The organism is Endozoicomonas sp. 2B-B (assembly GCF_053470045.1).
Map to the genome: position 1 here is coordinate 6,420,596 of NZ_JBLZMU010000001.1, position 18,166 is coordinate 6,438,761.

The window sequence follows — 18,166 nt, forward strand, 5'->3', positions numbered from 1 at the left end:
AATAACTTCAAATGACAGTTGAGAGGGAGATTGACTATGGATGGCCAGATTGCTGGAAGTACCAAAAAACGCGTTTCTGATCCTGGCCTGCTTGATGATGGCATGGCAGCCAAGATGGCAAAGCTGGATGTATCGTCAAAGGAAAAGCAGGATGTAGAAATCTGCTCTGAAGTAAGGTCCAGACTAAAGAGATCGTCCTCTTCGGAGACTTTGCCTGACAAAGTGAGAACCATCTCTGCGGATTCCTCGCTCCAAAAGGCGACTCATTCCTTCGATTTTCGTTTTGTCGACAGTGATGACGAGGTTCGACAGCTTTTGGTTGCCAGAACCTGCGATGAACATCAGGATGTTACGGTTATTTCTCACCCCGACGACCTCTCACAGGCCAACCTGGTGAGCCGGTTGAGCATTTCCGAAGAGGGCCGCCACACTCTGAGTCCGGGCAAGCTCTTTGAAAGTTCACAGCCATTGACCCTGGTGATCGATATCCGAAAGCTCACCAGTGAGGAACTGCCTAAACTTAACGATCTACTGGACCCGGATAACCCCTGTCTGTTCGATAATGTCAGCCAGAAGAAACGCCCTCTGGGCGAACACGTTGCTCTGCTAGTGTTGGCAGACCCTGAACAGTTGGCATTGGTTGGCCGGCGTGAAGACGCACCCGGTGCTGATTTCTGGCGGCGAATTAATCGACCGGGCAATACCTGGCAGTTCGAAGCACAGACCGACTATGACTCATCGATAGAGATCGACGAGCTTCCTTCGCTATTGGCTGAACTCCCCTCTGCTGAAAGTACCACGGATGACGACAATACCGTTCTTATTGACTGCCACCTGCACAGTCACTGGCGACCGTTGCTGCTCGGCGGCCCTGGCGTGGATAAACAGGGGCGAATCCGGCACATCCCCGGCAGGCTTGAGTCATTGAAGACCGGGCAACGGGTGATTTTGAAGGGGGCTGACTGGAAAGATCTGGCCTTTGAACAGAGCATTCGTCAGATGCTGGCGCAACAGTGCTTTGAGAGCAATGGGAAGATCTGTCCGTTACCCGACGATGTTCAGTTTTATCAGATGCCGGTAGGGGATAACGAGCTTCATTCACTGTTCCAAAGTCTGTCCCACTCTTCTGTCAAAGAGGGTGACGATAGCGAGTGCACATCAGAAAAACCGATCATTATTAACCAGAGTAATATCAGGGACTGGCTGAGCCCGATTGCCATTGCACCGGAAGGCTACGCAGTCCCTAACATCCGTCTGTTGGAACAAATTCAGGCAGGTGGTGCAGTCACCGTAACGTCTGCCCTCACTGAGGCAGACTGGTTCCGTTTGCTGGGCTCACTGCAGACTATTCGCGAAACAACAGGCCTGGAGCCCCGGCTTCAGGTGGCTGATTCAAAACGGCAGCCAGAAGCCCTGGGATTGGCAGAAAACGATAAGCACTCTTCGTCCAGCAGCTGTCAGCTGCAGCAAAAAATCAAAGATCAACGCGCTTTTAGTACCGTGACGTATCAGCATCATGCCCAGACCAGTCACTGGATAAATAGTCAGCAGGAAGTGCCTCTGGTTATTCAAGTCAATGAACAGACCAGCTTCAGCCAGCTATTTGATAACATTCATATTACTTCCGAACAAAAGGCGCATTTTGGACAACGTCAGAGTCAGTTGCAGAAGGCATTAACCTCTGGCAAGCCGGTTGTATTCCTGGGAATGGAGACTAATCCAACACTTGCGCAGCTTCTGGAACCCCTGATTGTAGGGCAACCTCTGTTAGTGAATGGCCAATTACAGGCGTACCCACAAGCACATGTCACCCTGCTTTGGCCTGAGTCTGCGAAGAGTCCGTCTTCAGTAGTCAATTTGATGGTCGCCATGGGTAAACCCTGTCCTGAGATCGATCTCTGGCATATTAATGCTCGCAAGCATCAAATCCCGCAGACTGAGCTGCCAGAACAAGCAATTGCTAAACTTTACGAAGCCTTTAAAACCGTTCCTGCCCACCTTTGTAACCCTCTGCCTGAAATCACCGAAGAGTTGTTGAATAGCCTGATACTGGCTGCCCGCCGGGCACAGCAGGTTGACCACTCCAAACAGCGCCTGTCCTGCCACTGGCGCAGGGCCATCAATAGCGTCATCACCCATGGAACCCGGCAGGATCCGTCCGTGCGTGATTTTATGAAAGTGGCCTGTTGGTACTTGTTACCGGATGAGGATCAAGCCGCCTCGGTAGACCCGGATCAGTTAGCTGCCGTCATAAATAGCGCCCCGCGATTGGATAGAACGTTTGTCAGGCAGAACCTGTGGCCACTGGCCCGAGCCTTTGACCCGGCAGTATTTAAAGGTACCGAATTACGTCTGTCCTATGAAAAACCATTGTCAGGGCAGGCTGAAAAAGAATTTCTGGACAAGCTCTGCGCCACAATTGTGGCCCACGCGCCTGAAAAACAACGGGATGCTATAGCGTATCAGTTGGCAGTCAATCCAGCGGCAACAAAGCCCTGGCAATCCTTAACCATCGAGCCAACAAGACAGATTAAACGTTTGCAAGATGCACTGGCTTGTGGCTGGCAGTTACCTTTGCACTCAGGGCAGACCCGATCCGATGCCATCCACGGCCTAGCCAGCGATTGTTTTCACATCGCCAGAACAGCGAGTTCTGAGGCAAAAGGCATCGAACGCATAGAAAATCGACTGTCTGAATCACTGAAATGGCAGGGTTCCTCTGATGAGCCTCTGTCTGCACTGGCCCGGGATCTTTATCATGGCGAGATGAGTCAGAAGGATCGTGAAAGTCGTCGATTATCCCGACTCCATGACCGTCTTACCGACTCTCCCGTTATATTCCTTGAAGGGGAAACCGGCACTGGGAAAAGCTACTTTTCCGCCAAAATGGCAAAGGCTTCAGGACAGGCCAAGATCATTTCCCTTGGACCTTCTGACAGCGAACAGACCCTGATAAAACGCTGGCAGTGGCAACAACACGCCGACGGCGACCGCTCTATGGTGCAGCAAAACCGGGCATTGATGGAATGGGCCAATACCAAATCCGACAAAGACGGAGAATACGTAACCCTGGTTCTGGATGAAGCCAACCTGGCCGAAGCCGGACTGCTGGCGTCATTGAACGGCTTGTGGGAACCGAAACCCTGCATTTATGTGAATGGTCATCCTGTCAGGGTCAGCGAAAAACACCGGGTGATTCTCACTGGCAACCCCGATCATTACGCCGGGCGCCAAATGGCCCCGACCCTGAAAGAGAAACTGCCCAGGGCTTACTACCCACGTCTGGATCAGGCTTTCCTTCGGGACAGAGTAGTGGAACCGGCTTTGCTCAATCATTTACAACGCCATCAAATAAACGGTATTGCACATAAGGCCAGCAAGAGTGTGATGGCACTGTGGCAATATTATCAGGAGCTATTGCCCGACCATGAGTTTACCCCCAGGGATTTAACCGATATCTGCAGTTGGGTGGGCTGGTATCTGGATCGTGCGTTATCCGAAGGAGACAGTGCCAGCTGTGAGCAAGTAAACAGTTTGATCCAACAAAGTTTCCGGGATGTACTGGGTCCCGAAATCGGCGAGACTCAACAGGATGCCCTTTCGGCACTGGAAATCTGGTTTGCTGCCCGTTACGAACTGGACAACACCCTGCGCGATAAAGTTCATAACCACACCCTGCCAGATATTCAGCGGGACTTCGAAGCATTCACCAAAAAATTCCGGCCTGAGTTTGATACCTCCGGATCGGCAGTTATTGATCTGGTGCAACATCTGGGACAGGATTTAAGTCGCTGTCAGCAGGCTTACCATCACGACAGAAAACACGACGGCCGTCAGGCGACGCTGGTTGAAGGCCCGGCTGGACGGGGTAAGGATGTCACGCTGAACCTGATGATTGAAAGTGTCAGACTGCAAGCTGAGCAACGGGGAGAATCCAGGCCGGACGTCTTTCTCCTGAATGCCTGTGATTGTTCCTGGGATAAAGTGTGTGAAGCGATCCAGAAAGCAAAAGTGGAAGGCGGCATCGTGGTGATTTCAGAAATGAATCTGATCGACAGCCAGCATCTGGAAGGTGAGTTGAACGATATTCTGGCCGGTGATGCCCATCCGGGTTTCCACCTGTTTGCCACCATCAACCCACCTGAGTACAGCGGACGAAAACCCTTATCACCGGCTCTGAAAGGGCGTTTCAGACATTTGCCGATCCGGCAGTACAACCAGACCGAATTGCAGACCATTGCCGGGAAAGTGTTGCCACTGACTCCGGAAGGGAAAACTGCGGCTAAAAAGCTGACTGAGCAACACTGTCGATTAAGGGCCTGCCTGCAACAGAAAAACCTGCCGTTGCAGCCGACCAGCCTTGATTTACAGAATGTCGCCAGAGCGGTTGACAAAGGGGGCGATTTTACCGAAAAAGCATTGCTTCAATGCCTCGATAAGCACTACCGACTTTATCTGATGGCAGCCGAACTGTCGCTGGAGAATCTGCCAGAACCACCCGCTCTCGCCATAGGTAAAAGTAAGTTTGATTCCGGACTTTGCGAATGGTTCATCCAAAGCATACCCAACATTGATCGGCCGTGGTTGATACGAAAAAGTAACCTCGACAGTATTGATGAAAAAAACCACGAAATTCGTATTAAGGCGCGTCCGAATGAAGAGGAAGTCAAAGCGGAAATCATCAGGAGGGTGGCTCAGGCCAAATGGCAGGCATCTGGTCTCTCCCTGAAGCCGTATCAGTCCGGCGATATTCTCACCCGGGCACTTTACCGACACTGGCAGCAACGCTGGTTTAATGATGAGTTTGGCCGCACCGGCGTGAAGGCCGATGACGTATTCTCCATGACGAAAGAAGAGGAACAAACCCTGAAAACACCGGCCTGCCAGCCTTATCTTCGGGAGGCTGATAAGCTGATAGAGACATGGAATGCCCGTGACATTCAATTTTGGCCTGCATTCTGGCATCAGATGAGTGACCTGCCGAACCAGATGTTGAACGATTCTATTAACGAAGAGACGCAGGTTAAGGCATTGGCTGAAGAAACTGACTTTTGCGGCCTGGCTGCGAGTGATGGTAACAAAACGACGGTGAATCGGGCATTGGATCGGGAAACGGACTTTGAGAGACTAACGAAGCCAACAGTAGAAGAGCATAAAATCTTCAATACTGAGAACCCCCCTCCCAGTATGTATCGCTATGAGGTGATGAATATTCGTGTGACTGTTAAGGGTGATATCGAATGTATCGATATTAATGATCAACACATTCAGGGAGTCGAAACCCTCACACCAGACCCGTTACCCGGGCATGACCAGCCAGTGACATTAACCAGTGATCAAACATTGGCAAGCTATAAATCACCCCCACAAAGAGGCCAATATGTATTGCCCAGCCTGACGCCTGATGACTATATTGTGGCACTGCGTATGGAACCCAATTTGCCATATGAACTGATAAGGGATCGGTATACCGGGCTTCACACAGTGATTATTCTCGGCACCGGAGCCAATCAGAGTATTCAGTTCGACTATGTCGTGGAATCCAGAAAACCGGGCAAAAAGACATTGGCTAATGAAGCCCAATCTGAAGGGTCAGATCCATCAGCACGTCTTGATGCCCACTGCTCAGAAGGTATGAAAAGCGTACTGAACGAACTTTTCAAGACCATTGCCGATCACCCGCCGGAAATACAGCAGATTTTGCGGGCAATAGAAAACGCAGAAACCACAAAACAACGAGTTGAGGCGATCTCGGACTATTGCCGACAGTTTTCCGGTAAAGCTAAACCGGAACGCAAAAAAAACCTCTTTCACTTCCTCGTCACCCAGCGGCAAGGCTCCTGTCGTCATCGAGTGCCTGTTTTTATTGCTTTTTGCCGTTATTTCGGGATTCCATGTCGGCAAATAAATAGCCTCAACCACGGCTTTGGCGAGTATTCAGTGGATGGTGGTCGAACCTGGGAGTCTGAGTCTTTTGGCGGGGAACCTGTAGAGGAAAAGGAAATCAAACCTGAATTCCAGCCTAACAGGAAGGCAAATGCTCCCAGCACGCCCGCCAGAAAGGGTAATGCTTCCGGTACAGGCACCAGAGAGAAAAATGCTTCCGGCACGCCCACCAGAATGGAAAGTGCTTCCGGCACTTCCACCAGAATGGCAAATGCTTCCGGCACTTCCACCAGAATGGCAAATGCTTCCGGCACGCCCACCAGCATGGCAAATGCTTCTGGCACGCCCACCAGAATGGCAAATGCTTCTGGCACGCCCACCAGAATGGAAAGTGCTGTCAGCGCTGCGTTAGCGAATTTTATAGGTCTTTTGAAAGATGCTGTTATAGCAAAACATCAAAGAGCCTATGGTGAGAGCCTCGAAGAACTGGACAACGCCGATGAGGCAGACTGTGAATTGCCGGAAACCAATCCAGGCACCGCCGAAATGGTCTTGAAACTTTGGAAACAAAAAGATCTAACCAGTTTTTCCATGGGTGTCTCAATGTTACTGGAGCAAGAAGCATTGGGCGATGCAGAGAAGAAATTGATCGAAGGGGGCTATTTTTTAGCCCGGATTGAGTCCCCGATGACGGCGACAGTCAGAGAAATATTGCTCAATAATGATGGAGATCAGGTCACTGAACAACTCAAGTTATTGCACTCAAAAATGATTGTTCAGGGCGGTGCAGACCCTTACGAATGGTTTAAATCAATAGTGGAGATTCTGAAACGCAGGATCTTGACCGACCCTGCGGTTATTCACTTTGCCCATGAAGCCCTGAAATCAGGTTGGCTGGACCCAGTGCCGACCAATGGGGGCCATACTGAATCGGCCAGTTATTATTATGATCTATTGAGGGAGCTGGCAAAGTTCGATGAACTGAAGGTCGAAGCTACCCATTGCCTGAAAAAGTGGTATAGGAAATTATGGTCCAGAGAAAAAAATAGTCAGGTATGGCGGTTGGCTTATGAGCGCTTCCGGGAGAGGGAAGGTTATGGCTTTTTCATCACTCATTGTCATGACGGGGTTTCACGATACCTGGAAGATAGCATTATCAGCTCATCTATACAGAACGCCTGGACAGACCAACCTGAGGGCATTCCCAATATAGAACGAATGCTGGTGCACCGTCCTGCGTTTTCACAATCAGTCTCAGGCAAGAAGAATCACCGTCCGGTGATTATCATAGGGGGATCTTTCTGGTGCGACACAGTGATTAAAGAAAAGGTCAAGGCTCTGTTCCAACAAAAAGTAGAGAACAATCCGGACTTGAAGGCGAAATTGGAAAGAATCAATCAATATAAGAAAACTGCGGCAGCGCTTGAAGATTACATCAACTCTGGGCGAAATAGGATTGAAGAGCTTGAAACAGCCATGGATCAACAACAAAATCAAGCTCAAAAAGAAGAATATAAGAGAAGTATGCTTGCTATGAAAAAAACGCACCAATCCATTCGCAGAAGTTACGAATCTAGTCTGAAGTCATTAGAGCTGTCGGATGAAGAGAAAAATCTTCCTGACATCTTAGAAGACAAATGCAGGCAAGCGATTCAGCAGGCCTTCAGTCATTACCTGTATGAATTGACACACTCGAAAGGCGGCTGCCTGACGTATTGTTGGGTCGGTGCTGTCATCATGCCCAAGAATGATTACCAATGTGGCTCTCATGCCCCATCTTCACCAGAAGAGCTCTGTGCCATGATGTCCAGGGTTCAAGGCTCTTCCGCAAACTCTTCTATTGAAGACTCCTACTTAAGGCAGGTTCTCAACGCCAATAACGCTCTGGTACTCAGATCTGATAAGATGAGAATAATTGCCGATGAGTTTTTGAAAAGCGTGAATTTGAGCTCAATTTGTGACTCATTGAGCCTGTCATAAAAAATAACGAGGCTTTAACATGAGGCAACAGAGTCAGCTGGCACTGCTGGGTAAAAGACGCTTTCTACCTTTTTTCCTGACCCAGTTTCTGGGTGCTTTTAACGACAACCTCTATAAAAACTGCCTGTTACTGATGGCGGCATTCGCTGCAGCAGAAAACCTGCCACTTAACTCAGATCTATACATCAACCTGGCTGCTGGCCTGTTTATTCTTCCTTTCTTTCTTTTTTCCAGTGCTGCCGGGCAGATCTGTGACAAATATGAAAAGTCGATGATTATCCGCCGGGTCAAACTGCTGGAAATTGTCACCATGGCGGTCGCTTCCGGCTTTATCATTACCCAGAACTACCTGATCCTGTTGGTTCTGCTGTTCCTGATGGGGGTTCAAAGCGCTTTTTTCGGGCCGGTTAAATACGCCATTATTCCCCAGCACCTGAATGAAAATGAACTGATTGGCGGCAATGCTCTGGTAGAAATGGGTACTTTTGTTGCCATACTGGCGGGTACGCTGGGTGCAGGTATTTTGATTGAACAGACTGATGCTACTGTCTGGGTAGCCGTTTCTGTCGTTCTGTTTGCCGTTCTGGGTTATTTGGCGTCTCTATTTATACCCGGGGCTGCAGCGGCTGATCCCAACCTGAAAATCAACTGGAACCTCTTTCAGCAGACCCTGACTATAATCCGGAAAACCCGATCAAACGACAGCGTTCACAAATCCATTATTGCCATTTCCTGGTTCTGGGCTCTGGGGGCTGCTTATCTGACACAGCTTCCCAACCTGGCCAGCGAGACCCTGAAAGGCAGTCCACAAGTCGTCAGTGTCATGCTGGCGATATTCATCATTGGCGTCGCTGCCGGTTCGCTGTTCTGTGGACGACTTTCCAAAGGTCATATTGAGCCGGGTATTGTACCCATTGGTGCCCTGGGTCTGAGCCTGTTCGGAATTGATTTGTATTTTGCTGTCACTCCTGCCACAACGACAAACTTACTGACCATTGATGCCTTTATGGAAAACAGTGAAAATCTGAGAGTTTTGCTGGATCTGGGCATGATTGGTTTTTTCAGCGGCCTGTTTATTGTTCCTCTGTATGCCATGGTTCAGCAGAGAACACCTGCGAACCGTCGTGCACAGACGATTGCTGCCCTGAATGTTCAGAATGCATTCTATATGGTGGTCAGTGCCCTTTCTGGCATGGTATTCCTGGGGTTACTGGAGCTGTCCATTGAACAGTTTTTCCTGACACTTGGTGTACTCAATCTGCTGATCTGTGCCCTTATTTTCAGAAAAGTGCCGGAATTTATAGAACGTTTTGTCGCTCGCTTCGTTAAGAAAGTCGCCAGTGATTGAGTTCATTGTCGGTACTTCCGTATCGTGACATAAAACGACAACTATGTTGTAGCGGGGGACTGCATAATGCTCGCACATTCATTATCGACCCTGTGCATAACCTTTGACAGTCCACTGGAATTTTTTTGTTATGTTTTCTGGAATTTTGCAAATTCTTTTTTACAATGAGGACTGCATTCGAAGTAATGAGATTTATTTATGATAAGAATCATGCTTCTTTCTATATTGATTTTTTTGACATCGTCTTCTTATGCCAGACCAACAATTAATTATTTTGAGTTATTGGGCTCATGGTATGGTAAGAGTGCCAGCCTTGATCATATCAATCTGGAATTTCATGAGCTAAATACCTTCGCTTCTGAAAAACTGTTCATACTCTCCATGCAGGATGAAGATGGTCGTATCGAGATCGGCCAGGTAATGAGAGATGGTAGTTATGGGACCTACACTATGAATGTAACAACAGATGAGGGAATGTTAAGTCATAGCGCCTTATGGATTTCAGCTTCTCCCCCTGAAAATCCCGACTTGAATGGTGTTTTTTTAACAAAAGAAACCAATCTGGAAGAATTAAGAAAAATGCCTGGAAGAATGACCGCTTACATACGGTTAAAAAAAATTGCTACTGGGAAATTAGTCATTTGCTGGGAAGATTTTGATTACTACCTTCACAATCAGAGATTATTTTTTAGAGACTCCAATTTAAAAGAAAACAAAAAAATTTGGCCCTCGACAGATTCAAGCATTTGCTCAAGTGAAAGAGATATAATACTAAGAAAAGATGAGCTATGAAAACTCAATGTCAGGTTTCACTTTGTCGGGCAGAGTCCTTAAGCTGGATACTACGAGCGTAGGCTTTACCGGTGGTGACAGCAGCAGTGATTAGAAGTCTTACTTTTCATCCCCCCCTCAATCCCTGCATAATGCCCGCACATTCATTATTGACCTTTTTGCATGACCTTTATTGCGCCTCACTGTCAGGAACCTTTGACTGAGCTGTACCGTGACTCCGAACTGGTGGTTGTTGTTAAACCTGCGGGATTGTTAAGCGTTCCCGGTCGTCCACCCAACGATAACGACAGCGCTCATGCGCGCCTGCTTGCCATTGAGCCGGAAACCCGGGTGGTCCACAGGCTGGATATGTCCACATCCGGGCTCATGGTGTTCGGCCTGAATGCAGCCAGCCACAGAGAACTGAGCCGACAGTTCCAGGATCGGGAAGTGGAGAAAGGGTACATTGCAGAAGTCTGGGGAACGCCGGAACAAGACTCCGGAGAGATATCCCTGCCATTGATTTGCGACTGGCCTAACCGACCCAGACAAAAGGTGGATCATGAGCAGGGAAAAAAGGCCCTGACCCGGTATTACTCCGTAGCGGGTGATGGCACTCACGGCAGGGTCTGGCTGGAGCCCGTGACAGGACGGTCTCACCAACTCAGGGTTCACCTGGCTGAGCTGGGACACCCTATTCTGGGCTGTGAGTTTTACGCTCATGATGAAGCCAGAGCAGCGTCTGACCGTTTGCGCCTGCACGCCAGCCTTCTGACATTCAAACACCCTGCCACGGCAGAAACCATGAGATTTGAGAGCCAGCCTCCTTTCTGAGGGCTGGCGGAGTTGAGTTTTTACAGGAAAAAAGTAAACAAGGGATTCATGCCCATAGCGGGAGCCAGAACAACAGGGTAACGGGCGAAAACGCCTATTGATGAGTGCGTTCACCCATTAAAGCGGCCACATGATACAGACGTGCAAATGTTAGAAAAGCAGAATTATTGCTTACTGATATATAAAAATACTGATAGATGGATTTTGTTCTAAGTAGAAACCTCTGAAAGAACAACCGATTGTACGAAAGTCCACATTCGATCACTTCGTTTGTTCCCTTTTTATTTTCCTGTCCGATGTCGGCCTGGTAAAAATCCCGATAGCCAGTGTTATCGCTTATCCTGATCACAGACCTATTAAGGAGAAGCCTCCATAGTCCACTTTTTCGAGGGCTGTGATACTGCCTGCAGTTTTCCACAGGGGGTCCTGATGAATGCCTGCCGATTCATTTTATAAAGCCTGCACCAGACTGTTTGACAGGCCTCATCGCTCGACCAGCAAATCATTCACCATCAAAGTCAGACGCAGCTTGCCTGCCGCTCTGATACTTTCAGTGTCTTTCTCAAAGATTGCTTTTGCTCATTCCACTGACAGGCATGAACCCGCTGCTTTTGAACTGTTCAAAACTTTTACCGGCGAAATTCAGGGGAGCCTTTACCGGAGTGCACGAAAAGCGGGTGTTTCAAGCTCATTCATTCATAAGTTTGCGGCCATTTTCCGATATAAGATTGATTTCAGTAAAGATCTGAAGGCTGGTGATCGCTTTAAACTATTGACTGACAATTCCCTGAAAAACAAGAAGGGAGCTGGCGGTGTCATTCTGGCTGCCCGACTCTATCAGAAGGACGAAATCCACACGGCGGTTCGCTACAGCGATGGGAAGTACTATACACCGGAAGGAAAAATACTCGGCAGCTCTTTCTCCCGGTACCCTCTGGGTAAAAAGGGCCGGGTCAGTTCCGGTTTTAATCCAGCCAGGAAGCATCCCATCACCGGCCAGATTCGCCCGCACAATGGAACAGATTGGGCTGTGCCCGTAGGAACTGCCATTTATGCTCCAGCTGACGGCGTCATCGTCAAAGCAAAAACCAATCACCCGGCAGCCGGTCACTTTATCGAAATGCGAAACGGCAGTCGCTATGTCACCCGGTACCTTCATCTGAGCAAACTGCATGTGAAAGAAGGGCAAAAGGTTCGCAAAGGCGATTTGATTGGTAAAACCGGAAATACCGGTTTGTCCACTGGTCCCCACTTGCATTACGAACTGTTTATCGATGGCAAGGCAGTGGATCCTATGACCGCGAGACTGCCAACCGGTGAACCTTTGCAAGGTGATGCATTGAAGCGATTTAAAAAGACCACACAACCGTTGATCGCAGCCATGAATCAGAATCAGCAGGAAACACTCCTTGTCAGTAAGGCAAGCAGTGCTCCTGATAACTGGCTAACTCTGAAAAACAGTGACGCATTTTAAAATCATTGTGAACAACTCCATGGTGCGAGGTATCATTGACATGCCTGCCACTGGGTTCAGTAGCAGGCATTACGCAGAATAAAGACAAGAATAACAAAAACGCTGCTTTAGCAGGTTTCATTAGAATGAGGCCCCCTATGCAAATACGACCCCTGAGTGAATGGCTCCAAGCCTATGGTGAAAGTCACCAGGACCCCACCAACAAACAGATTCACTGGATCTGCGTTCCGGCAATTATGTTCAGTATTATTGGCATTGTCTGGTCTTTCAGCCCTGCTGCGGTCATTGTGGTCATGGCCATGACCCTGATTTTCTACTTTATGCTGTCTCTGCCTTTATCTCTGGCCATAATTGCCTTATACGCAGTTATGAGTTGCATCGCCGCCAGCCTTGGTGAGTATTTACTGACCCTGAGCATTACTGTTTTTGGGGTGTCCTGGATCTTCCAGTTTATCGGCCACAAGATAGAGGGCAAAAAACCCTCTTTCTTTGAAGACATTCAGTTTCTGCTGGTCGGGCCACTCTGGTGTCTGAATTTTCTTTTTAAGAAGTGGAATTTAAGGGTCTGACAGGGTGTTTTTATCGGTGACACCCTCTAAAAACCCAAAACATTCTTTGCAGTCCATTGAGTGGCTATTCCATGGTAAGAAAAAACAACAGGGTCTGGTGCCGGATTTAGCCAATAGTACTCAAATTAACTCTGGAATTGCTTACCTCAGGCAGGTCCTCAGTGCAAACTACTCGGGAGCATGAGATCAGTTGAGCTATTATGATGTACCCTTTATTGTGAACCTTGGAGAACAAAACCGGGTAGCCAATGAAAAAACTCAAAAATGAAAGCGAGCTGGTCAAAGAAGCTCTGAGAGTCGGAGCTATTTATGCCCAAAAACGCAAAGTAGGTCAGTTTGAACCGACAGATTCCGCCAAGCAAAAAGTTGAATATCTATACCGCCTGCTGGTTCATGACAAGTTGATACAACCTCTGGTGAAAGGGGAAGAGTCAGAACCAAGCATGAAACGCAAACTGGCGCTGTGGATATCTCGCCAACTGCCAGAAAATCATCCGCTGTTGAAATAAGCGCCCTGAATTAGGCCATTAGAAGTCATAGCTGATTTAATGTTCGGCGCTGCGGACATTTTTTTCATGGCAAAAAGCAGTAATTACAGTAAACTTCCCGGCTCGAGCAGCTCTGAGCTAAATCCAGTTCCCAGCAAATCGTGGAAGTGGCTTAAAGGCCCGGATGCGCTGCATTTGCATTATCAAAAAAACCTTTACTGGTAATCATGACCCTGACTCTGCGCTGCCCCGTCTGCCACGAATCTCTGACACATTCATTCCACACCTCCGGTACGGGTCTGGGCTGCCTCCGGAATCACCAGTTTGATCGAGCCAGACAAGGGTATTTCAATCTTCTTCCGGGGCATAAAAAACGCAGCAAAAACCCCGGCGATGACAAAACAATGGTTCAGGCCAGAACCCGTTTTCTGGACAAAGGCTACTATCAGCCAGTGGCTGATTCACTTGCCAAAACTCTGGACAGCCTTGAGAAATTTTCAGAAAGTAATCGGTCTATTCTTGATGCCGGCTGCGGTGAAGGGTATTACACAGAAAGGCTGCAACAGGCGTTTCCGGGAGCCGCAGTAGTCGGCATTGACATCTCCAGGCCTGCCATAATGGCCTGCTGCAAAAGAAGCAAAACTGTCCAGTGGCTGGTTGCCAGTGTTAATGACATTCCCGTTAAAGACCAGGAAGTTGACGTCATTGCAAGTGTATTTTCACGATGCGACTGGAACGAATTTGCGCGGCTGTTAAAGCCTGAAGGGCATGTTTTGGTGATGTCTCCCGGAGAGAAGCACTTGCTGGAACTTCGTCAGGTTATCTACGAAGCGGTTAGGCCTTACCCTGTGGATAAACTGCTTGATCAACTTCCTGAAAGTTTTAACCTGACAGAAACAAAAGCGGTTCAAGGCAGTATGCAGCTGAATTCAGCAGAAGATATCATGGACTTACTGGCAATGACCCCACATTACTGGCATGTCAAACCTTCCCAGAAAGAAAAGCTGGCCAGCCTGGGTGCTCTGCAGTGCCGCTTTGATATGAAACTCTATGTGATCCAACGCGCATCACACAAAAGATAGAAATCTGAGCTGATTTCGTCGGGGTCTTGCTCTATTATCCGTCTCTCCCTTCCCCAAGATTGTTATACGATATGGCCAGCCCCCGGAAGAAAACCGATTCATCCAAAACCCGTGAAGAGGCTATGTCTGTAGCCAGGGCCACCCAGCGACCCGGCCAGAGCAAAGAGCAGACCAGGCTGATCGCCCAGGGCATCCAGAAAGGCATTGAGCACTATAAAAAGCAGCAAAAAGCCAAAGCCAGAGAACTCGACAAACACCTGAAAAAAGTTAAAAGGCAGGTAGAGAACCCTGCCGCAGAAACTGAAACCATCACTAAGGAATTGACCCGCTATAGACAGCATTGGCTGCCCTGGCTTTTACTGGCTCTGAGCTGGGCAGCATTTACCGCTTACCTTTTTGCGTCTGAAGTCTAAAACTTCAGATTTTCTGGCTAGAAGACCCTGTCCACCAGCAGAGCGCACAAAACAGTAATAATCACGATACCCGCCAGATTCAGAATCAGGCCACTTCGAATCATCTGACGAATCGATAACAGCCCCGAACCAAACACGATTGCATTGGGGGGAGTGGCAACGGGCAACATAAAGGCACAACTGGCGGCTATGGCTGCCGGAATAGCCAGAACTTCCGGGTCCAGGCCAAGGGAGACAGCCAGCGCACCCAGAGGCGGCAGGAAGGCAGCCGTAGTCGCTGTATTACTGGTAATTTCAGTCAGGAAGATAATCACAGAAACCACCAGGACTATGGCGGCAATGGTAGGCAGTCCATCCAATACCTGGAAGTTGCTGGCAATCCATTCTGCCAGCCCTGTTTTACGGATAATTGCCGCCAGACTCAGACCGCCTCCAAACAGCAGCAAAACATCCCAAGGCAACCTGCGAATATCTTTCCAGTTAAGAAGAAAGTCGAGCTTTTCACCCCAGCGGACGGGAATGATAAACATCAGCAGCCCACCAGTAAGGGCTATGGCAGTGTCAGTCAGCTTTATGTCTGGTAAAAAGCCGGACAGCCAGGGTCGGAAAACCCAGCATAATGCGGTCGTAGTAAAAATTACTGCCACCCATTTTTCAGCCCTGCTTAAGGAACCCATTTCAGCTAATTGCTCTTTTAAAGACAGGCGTACAGATTCATTTTCTCCCGGACGAAGCTCATAGCCCCCGGAACTGAGCCACCAGCCCGTGACCAGCAGCATTAACAGCGTCACAGGCATACCTACCAGCATCCATTGGGCAAAGCCAATTTCAATGCCGTATTGTTCGCTGAGAAAAGCCGCCAACAGGGCATTGGGTGGTGTTCCAATCAAAGTGCCAAAGCCGCCGATGGAGGCGCCATAGGCAATAGCCAGAAGCAGAGTCGCAGGAAAGTGTCCGTGAGAACCCCGTTCTTCTTTCATCATTGCGATCACTGACATACCAATGGGTAACATCATTATGGCCGTTGCAGTATTGGACACCCACATACTGATAAAGGCGGTGGTAAGCATGAACCCTATGACCTGCCGACGTTCACCGGTACCAGAAGCCAGCATGGTCAAAAGCGCAATCCGCCGATGCAGGTTCCAGCGCTCCATAGCCAGACCCAGCATGAAGCCTCCCATAAACAGATAGATGACAGGGTGTGCATAAGCCGAAGCGACTTTATCCAGAGATAACAGGCCAACTAACGGAGCCAGCAGAAGAGGTAACAGTGCGGTCACTGAAATAGGGAGTATTTCCATGGACCAGAAGACCGCCATCATCAGTGCCAGACCAGCACACTGCCAGGCAGCAACAGGCATATTCTCAGGTGCAGGCAGCACCAGGGTCATCACAAACAATGCCCCCCCTGAGATCAGCCCAGTCAGCCAGATGTAAGGGTTAGCCCCCGCTTCCAGCTCTGTTGAGGAGGGTTGTTTGCTCATGGTCTGTTCCTTGGAAGTATTCTGTTTATAAGTCGGTCAATTCCCTGATTTATTCACCCGTCTACCTCCAAAAATCCAGATACCGCCCTCTTCCATAGTGTGCAAACGGTCATTCTGACCAATTTTTACCTGAGCAATATGACAATTTTTATTCTACGCTTTGTCGGATTATCAAAATAAAATTATGAATGACTACGGCAATGGACTCCTTATTTTCTGTCAAACTCTTTTCAGTCAGAATTGCTTTCTTTATGAGCTTTGTACTGATGCTGTGTGTAGCGGCATCAACGTATCAGGCAAAAGCAGCTGACAGGCCCTCCTGTGACATGCCTGTGTGTTCGAAACACAGCATGGCTATGGAACCGGACGGCAGCGGGGGGCACTTCTGTCTTCAGTGCATGTCAGATGAAATCAATAAGTTGGAAGATGATATGGAGTTTCAGCTAACCTATGGCTATGCTGCTGAAACGGTATCGACGGAAGCTGAACAAAGCCCCTATTACAACGTTAGAGATCATACCTCTTCACTGGCGGACCTGATGGAAAGGGCCCGTTTGTTACTCGATCCGGGGCAGGCAACAGGCGGCTATATTTCTTCTTCTGCCATGGTGAGTTCACGTTCCGGTTTATCGCTGCCAGCCACTGCCAAATACAGCTTTGAAGGGACGGCAGAGCACAAGACCAGCTTACCCACTCACGATGACCCCCACGAAAATCTGGCCGTCGAATCATTGCCTGCTGAAATGATAACGACAACCACTCCATCTGTTGCTCACAATATTATTGAACCCGCCGAACAAGGAGGTCATGAAGAGTTTCAAACCGTGCGGACTTCTGTGCAGGATTTAGAAGGTTCATCTATTGCTTACAACCTTATTGAACGACTTGAAAAGAGAGGTTATGGAATATCAGGCACTCATGCTTCAGCCCTTCCACCCGGGGAAGCCATGTTGCTGCTGAGAGACAAGGTGGAACTGCCTGTCCTGCTCCCACTGTTGTCGCATTTTAATATCGAATTTGCAGCTCAATCCCTGTTGAATCTCAAGTCGCTTTTGCTTTCAAGTAAATACCTTATTATCCGGATGACCCAAAAAGATGGGATGATCACGGTTATCCATATTCACCCTGTAGAAAACCAGCAGGCTCTGATTATTACAGAGCTGGGTCTGCAGAGTTCGCCCATTTGTATCGAAAACCTGCCCCTCCTTCTAAGTGCTTTTGTGTACCATGAAGGGGTGACAGAACTGGCTGTTTTTACTCACGAGGCTGTCCCAGACGATCCCGCCCCGTCATCAGAAGGCGCTTCTGCCGGGGCTATACTGACTCAATCTCTAACAGTCGCCATCATCGAACATATCCAACGACTGGGGGTTTCTTCACAAGAATATGCTCCTATCGAACATACTGGCGCTATACGGGAACTTAAAAAGACTCAGGATCAGGCCAAACTTGCGCTATCAATGCCAGATTATGGCTTCCAGCAAAATCCAGCTGAAGGTGATGCTTTGCAGAATGTCGAAGCACTGACCGGAGCACAAACCCCCTTTATCGCTCAATTGATAACCCCGGACCAACAGGTCACTGTGATTAACTTTCAGCCTGAAGCATCGGGCGATGTTATGCTGAGCCTGTCAGGACAGCACTTCCTCATAGACAGGAGAGAGATAGGCGCCTTGTTTGACTGGATCATCAACCAGTTTAAGCCGCTGATACAGATTTTTACTCTGGCACCTATCTATCTCTAAGCCCACGTCCGCGCTTTTTCCTCAGCTCTGTTATAATCCGGGCCCAAACTGCATTGCCGCACAGATTTGAATGATGCAGACTTTTCACG

General features: G+C 48.7%; 11 protein-coding genes. 10 read left to right on the top strand and 1 reads right to left on the bottom strand.

What is annotated here, in order from left to right:
• Positions 1-36: 36 nt before the first annotated feature.
• The 9 genes from ACOMHB_RS22795 (at position 37) to ACOMHB_RS22835 (ending at position 14,845) form a co-directional block, all read left to right on the top strand.
• On the top strand, positions 37-7,866 hold the full coding sequence (locus ACOMHB_RS22795) for an AAA family ATPase (protein ID WP_448218344.1): 7,830 nt from the start codon (positions 37-39) through the stop codon (positions 7,864-7,866).
• Positions 7,867-7,885: 19 nt separating this feature from the next.
• The gene (locus ACOMHB_RS22800; RefSeq protein WP_448218345.1) at positions 7,886-9,214 is read left to right on the top strand and encodes an MFS transporter; all 1,329 of its coding nucleotides are present in this window, start codon (positions 7,886-7,888) and stop codon (positions 9,212-9,214) included.
• A gap of 198 nt (positions 9,215-9,412) precedes the next feature.
• Entirely contained in the window at positions 9,413-10,006 is a 594-nt protein-coding gene (locus ACOMHB_RS22805) for a hypothetical protein (protein ID WP_448218346.1), read from the top strand.
• 162 nt (positions 10,007-10,168) lie between these two features.
• Positions 10,169-10,819: a pseudouridine synthase gene (locus ACOMHB_RS22810; RefSeq protein ID WP_448218347.1), complete on the top strand. Its 651-nt coding sequence runs from the start codon at positions 10,169-10,171 to the stop codon at positions 10,817-10,819.
• Positions 10,820-11,252: 433 nt separating this feature from the next.
• Positions 11,253-12,293 carry a peptidoglycan DD-metalloendopeptidase family protein gene (locus tag ACOMHB_RS22815; protein WP_448218348.1) on the top strand — a complete coding sequence of 347 codons (1,041 nt, stop codon included), beginning with the start codon at positions 11,253-11,255 and terminating at the stop codon, positions 12,291-12,293.
• A gap of 137 nt (positions 12,294-12,430) precedes the next feature.
• Positions 12,431-12,862 carry an Mpo1 family 2-hydroxy fatty acid dioxygenase gene (locus ACOMHB_RS22820; RefSeq protein ID WP_448218349.1) on the top strand — a complete coding sequence of 144 codons (432 nt, stop codon included), beginning with the start codon at positions 12,431-12,433 and terminating at the stop codon, positions 12,860-12,862.
• Positions 12,863-13,110: 248 nt separating this feature from the next.
• Positions 13,111-13,371 (top strand): DUF5062 family protein, encoded by a 261-nt coding sequence (locus ACOMHB_RS22825; RefSeq protein WP_317144975.1) that lies wholly within the window; start codon positions 13,111-13,113, stop codon positions 13,369-13,371.
• Positions 13,372-13,577: 206 nt separating this feature from the next.
• Entirely contained in the window at positions 13,578-14,432 is an 855-nt protein-coding gene (locus ACOMHB_RS22830; protein WP_448218350.1) for a methyltransferase domain-containing protein, read from the top strand.
• A 71-nt stretch (positions 14,433-14,503) separates the two neighbouring features.
• On the top strand, positions 14,504-14,845 hold the full coding sequence (locus tag ACOMHB_RS22835) for a DUF2956 domain-containing protein (RefSeq protein WP_422138974.1): 342 nt from the start codon (positions 14,504-14,506) through the stop codon (positions 14,843-14,845).
• A gap of 17 nt (positions 14,846-14,862) precedes the next feature.
• On the opposite strand, the gene ACOMHB_RS22840 is transcribed toward ACOMHB_RS22835, so the two are convergent.
• The gene (locus ACOMHB_RS22840; RefSeq protein WP_448218351.1) at positions 14,863-16,332 is read right to left on the bottom strand and encodes an SLC13 family permease; all 1,470 of its coding nucleotides are present in this window, start codon (positions 16,330-16,332) and stop codon (positions 14,863-14,865) included.
• A gap of 200 nt (positions 16,333-16,532) precedes the next feature.
• Between ACOMHB_RS22840 and ACOMHB_RS22845 the strand changes: the two genes are divergently transcribed.
• Positions 16,533-18,077 carry a hypothetical protein gene (locus ACOMHB_RS22845; RefSeq protein WP_448218352.1) on the top strand — a complete coding sequence of 515 codons (1,545 nt, stop codon included), beginning with the start codon at positions 16,533-16,535 and terminating at the stop codon, positions 18,075-18,077.
• Positions 18,078-18,166 lie beyond the last annotated feature (89 nt).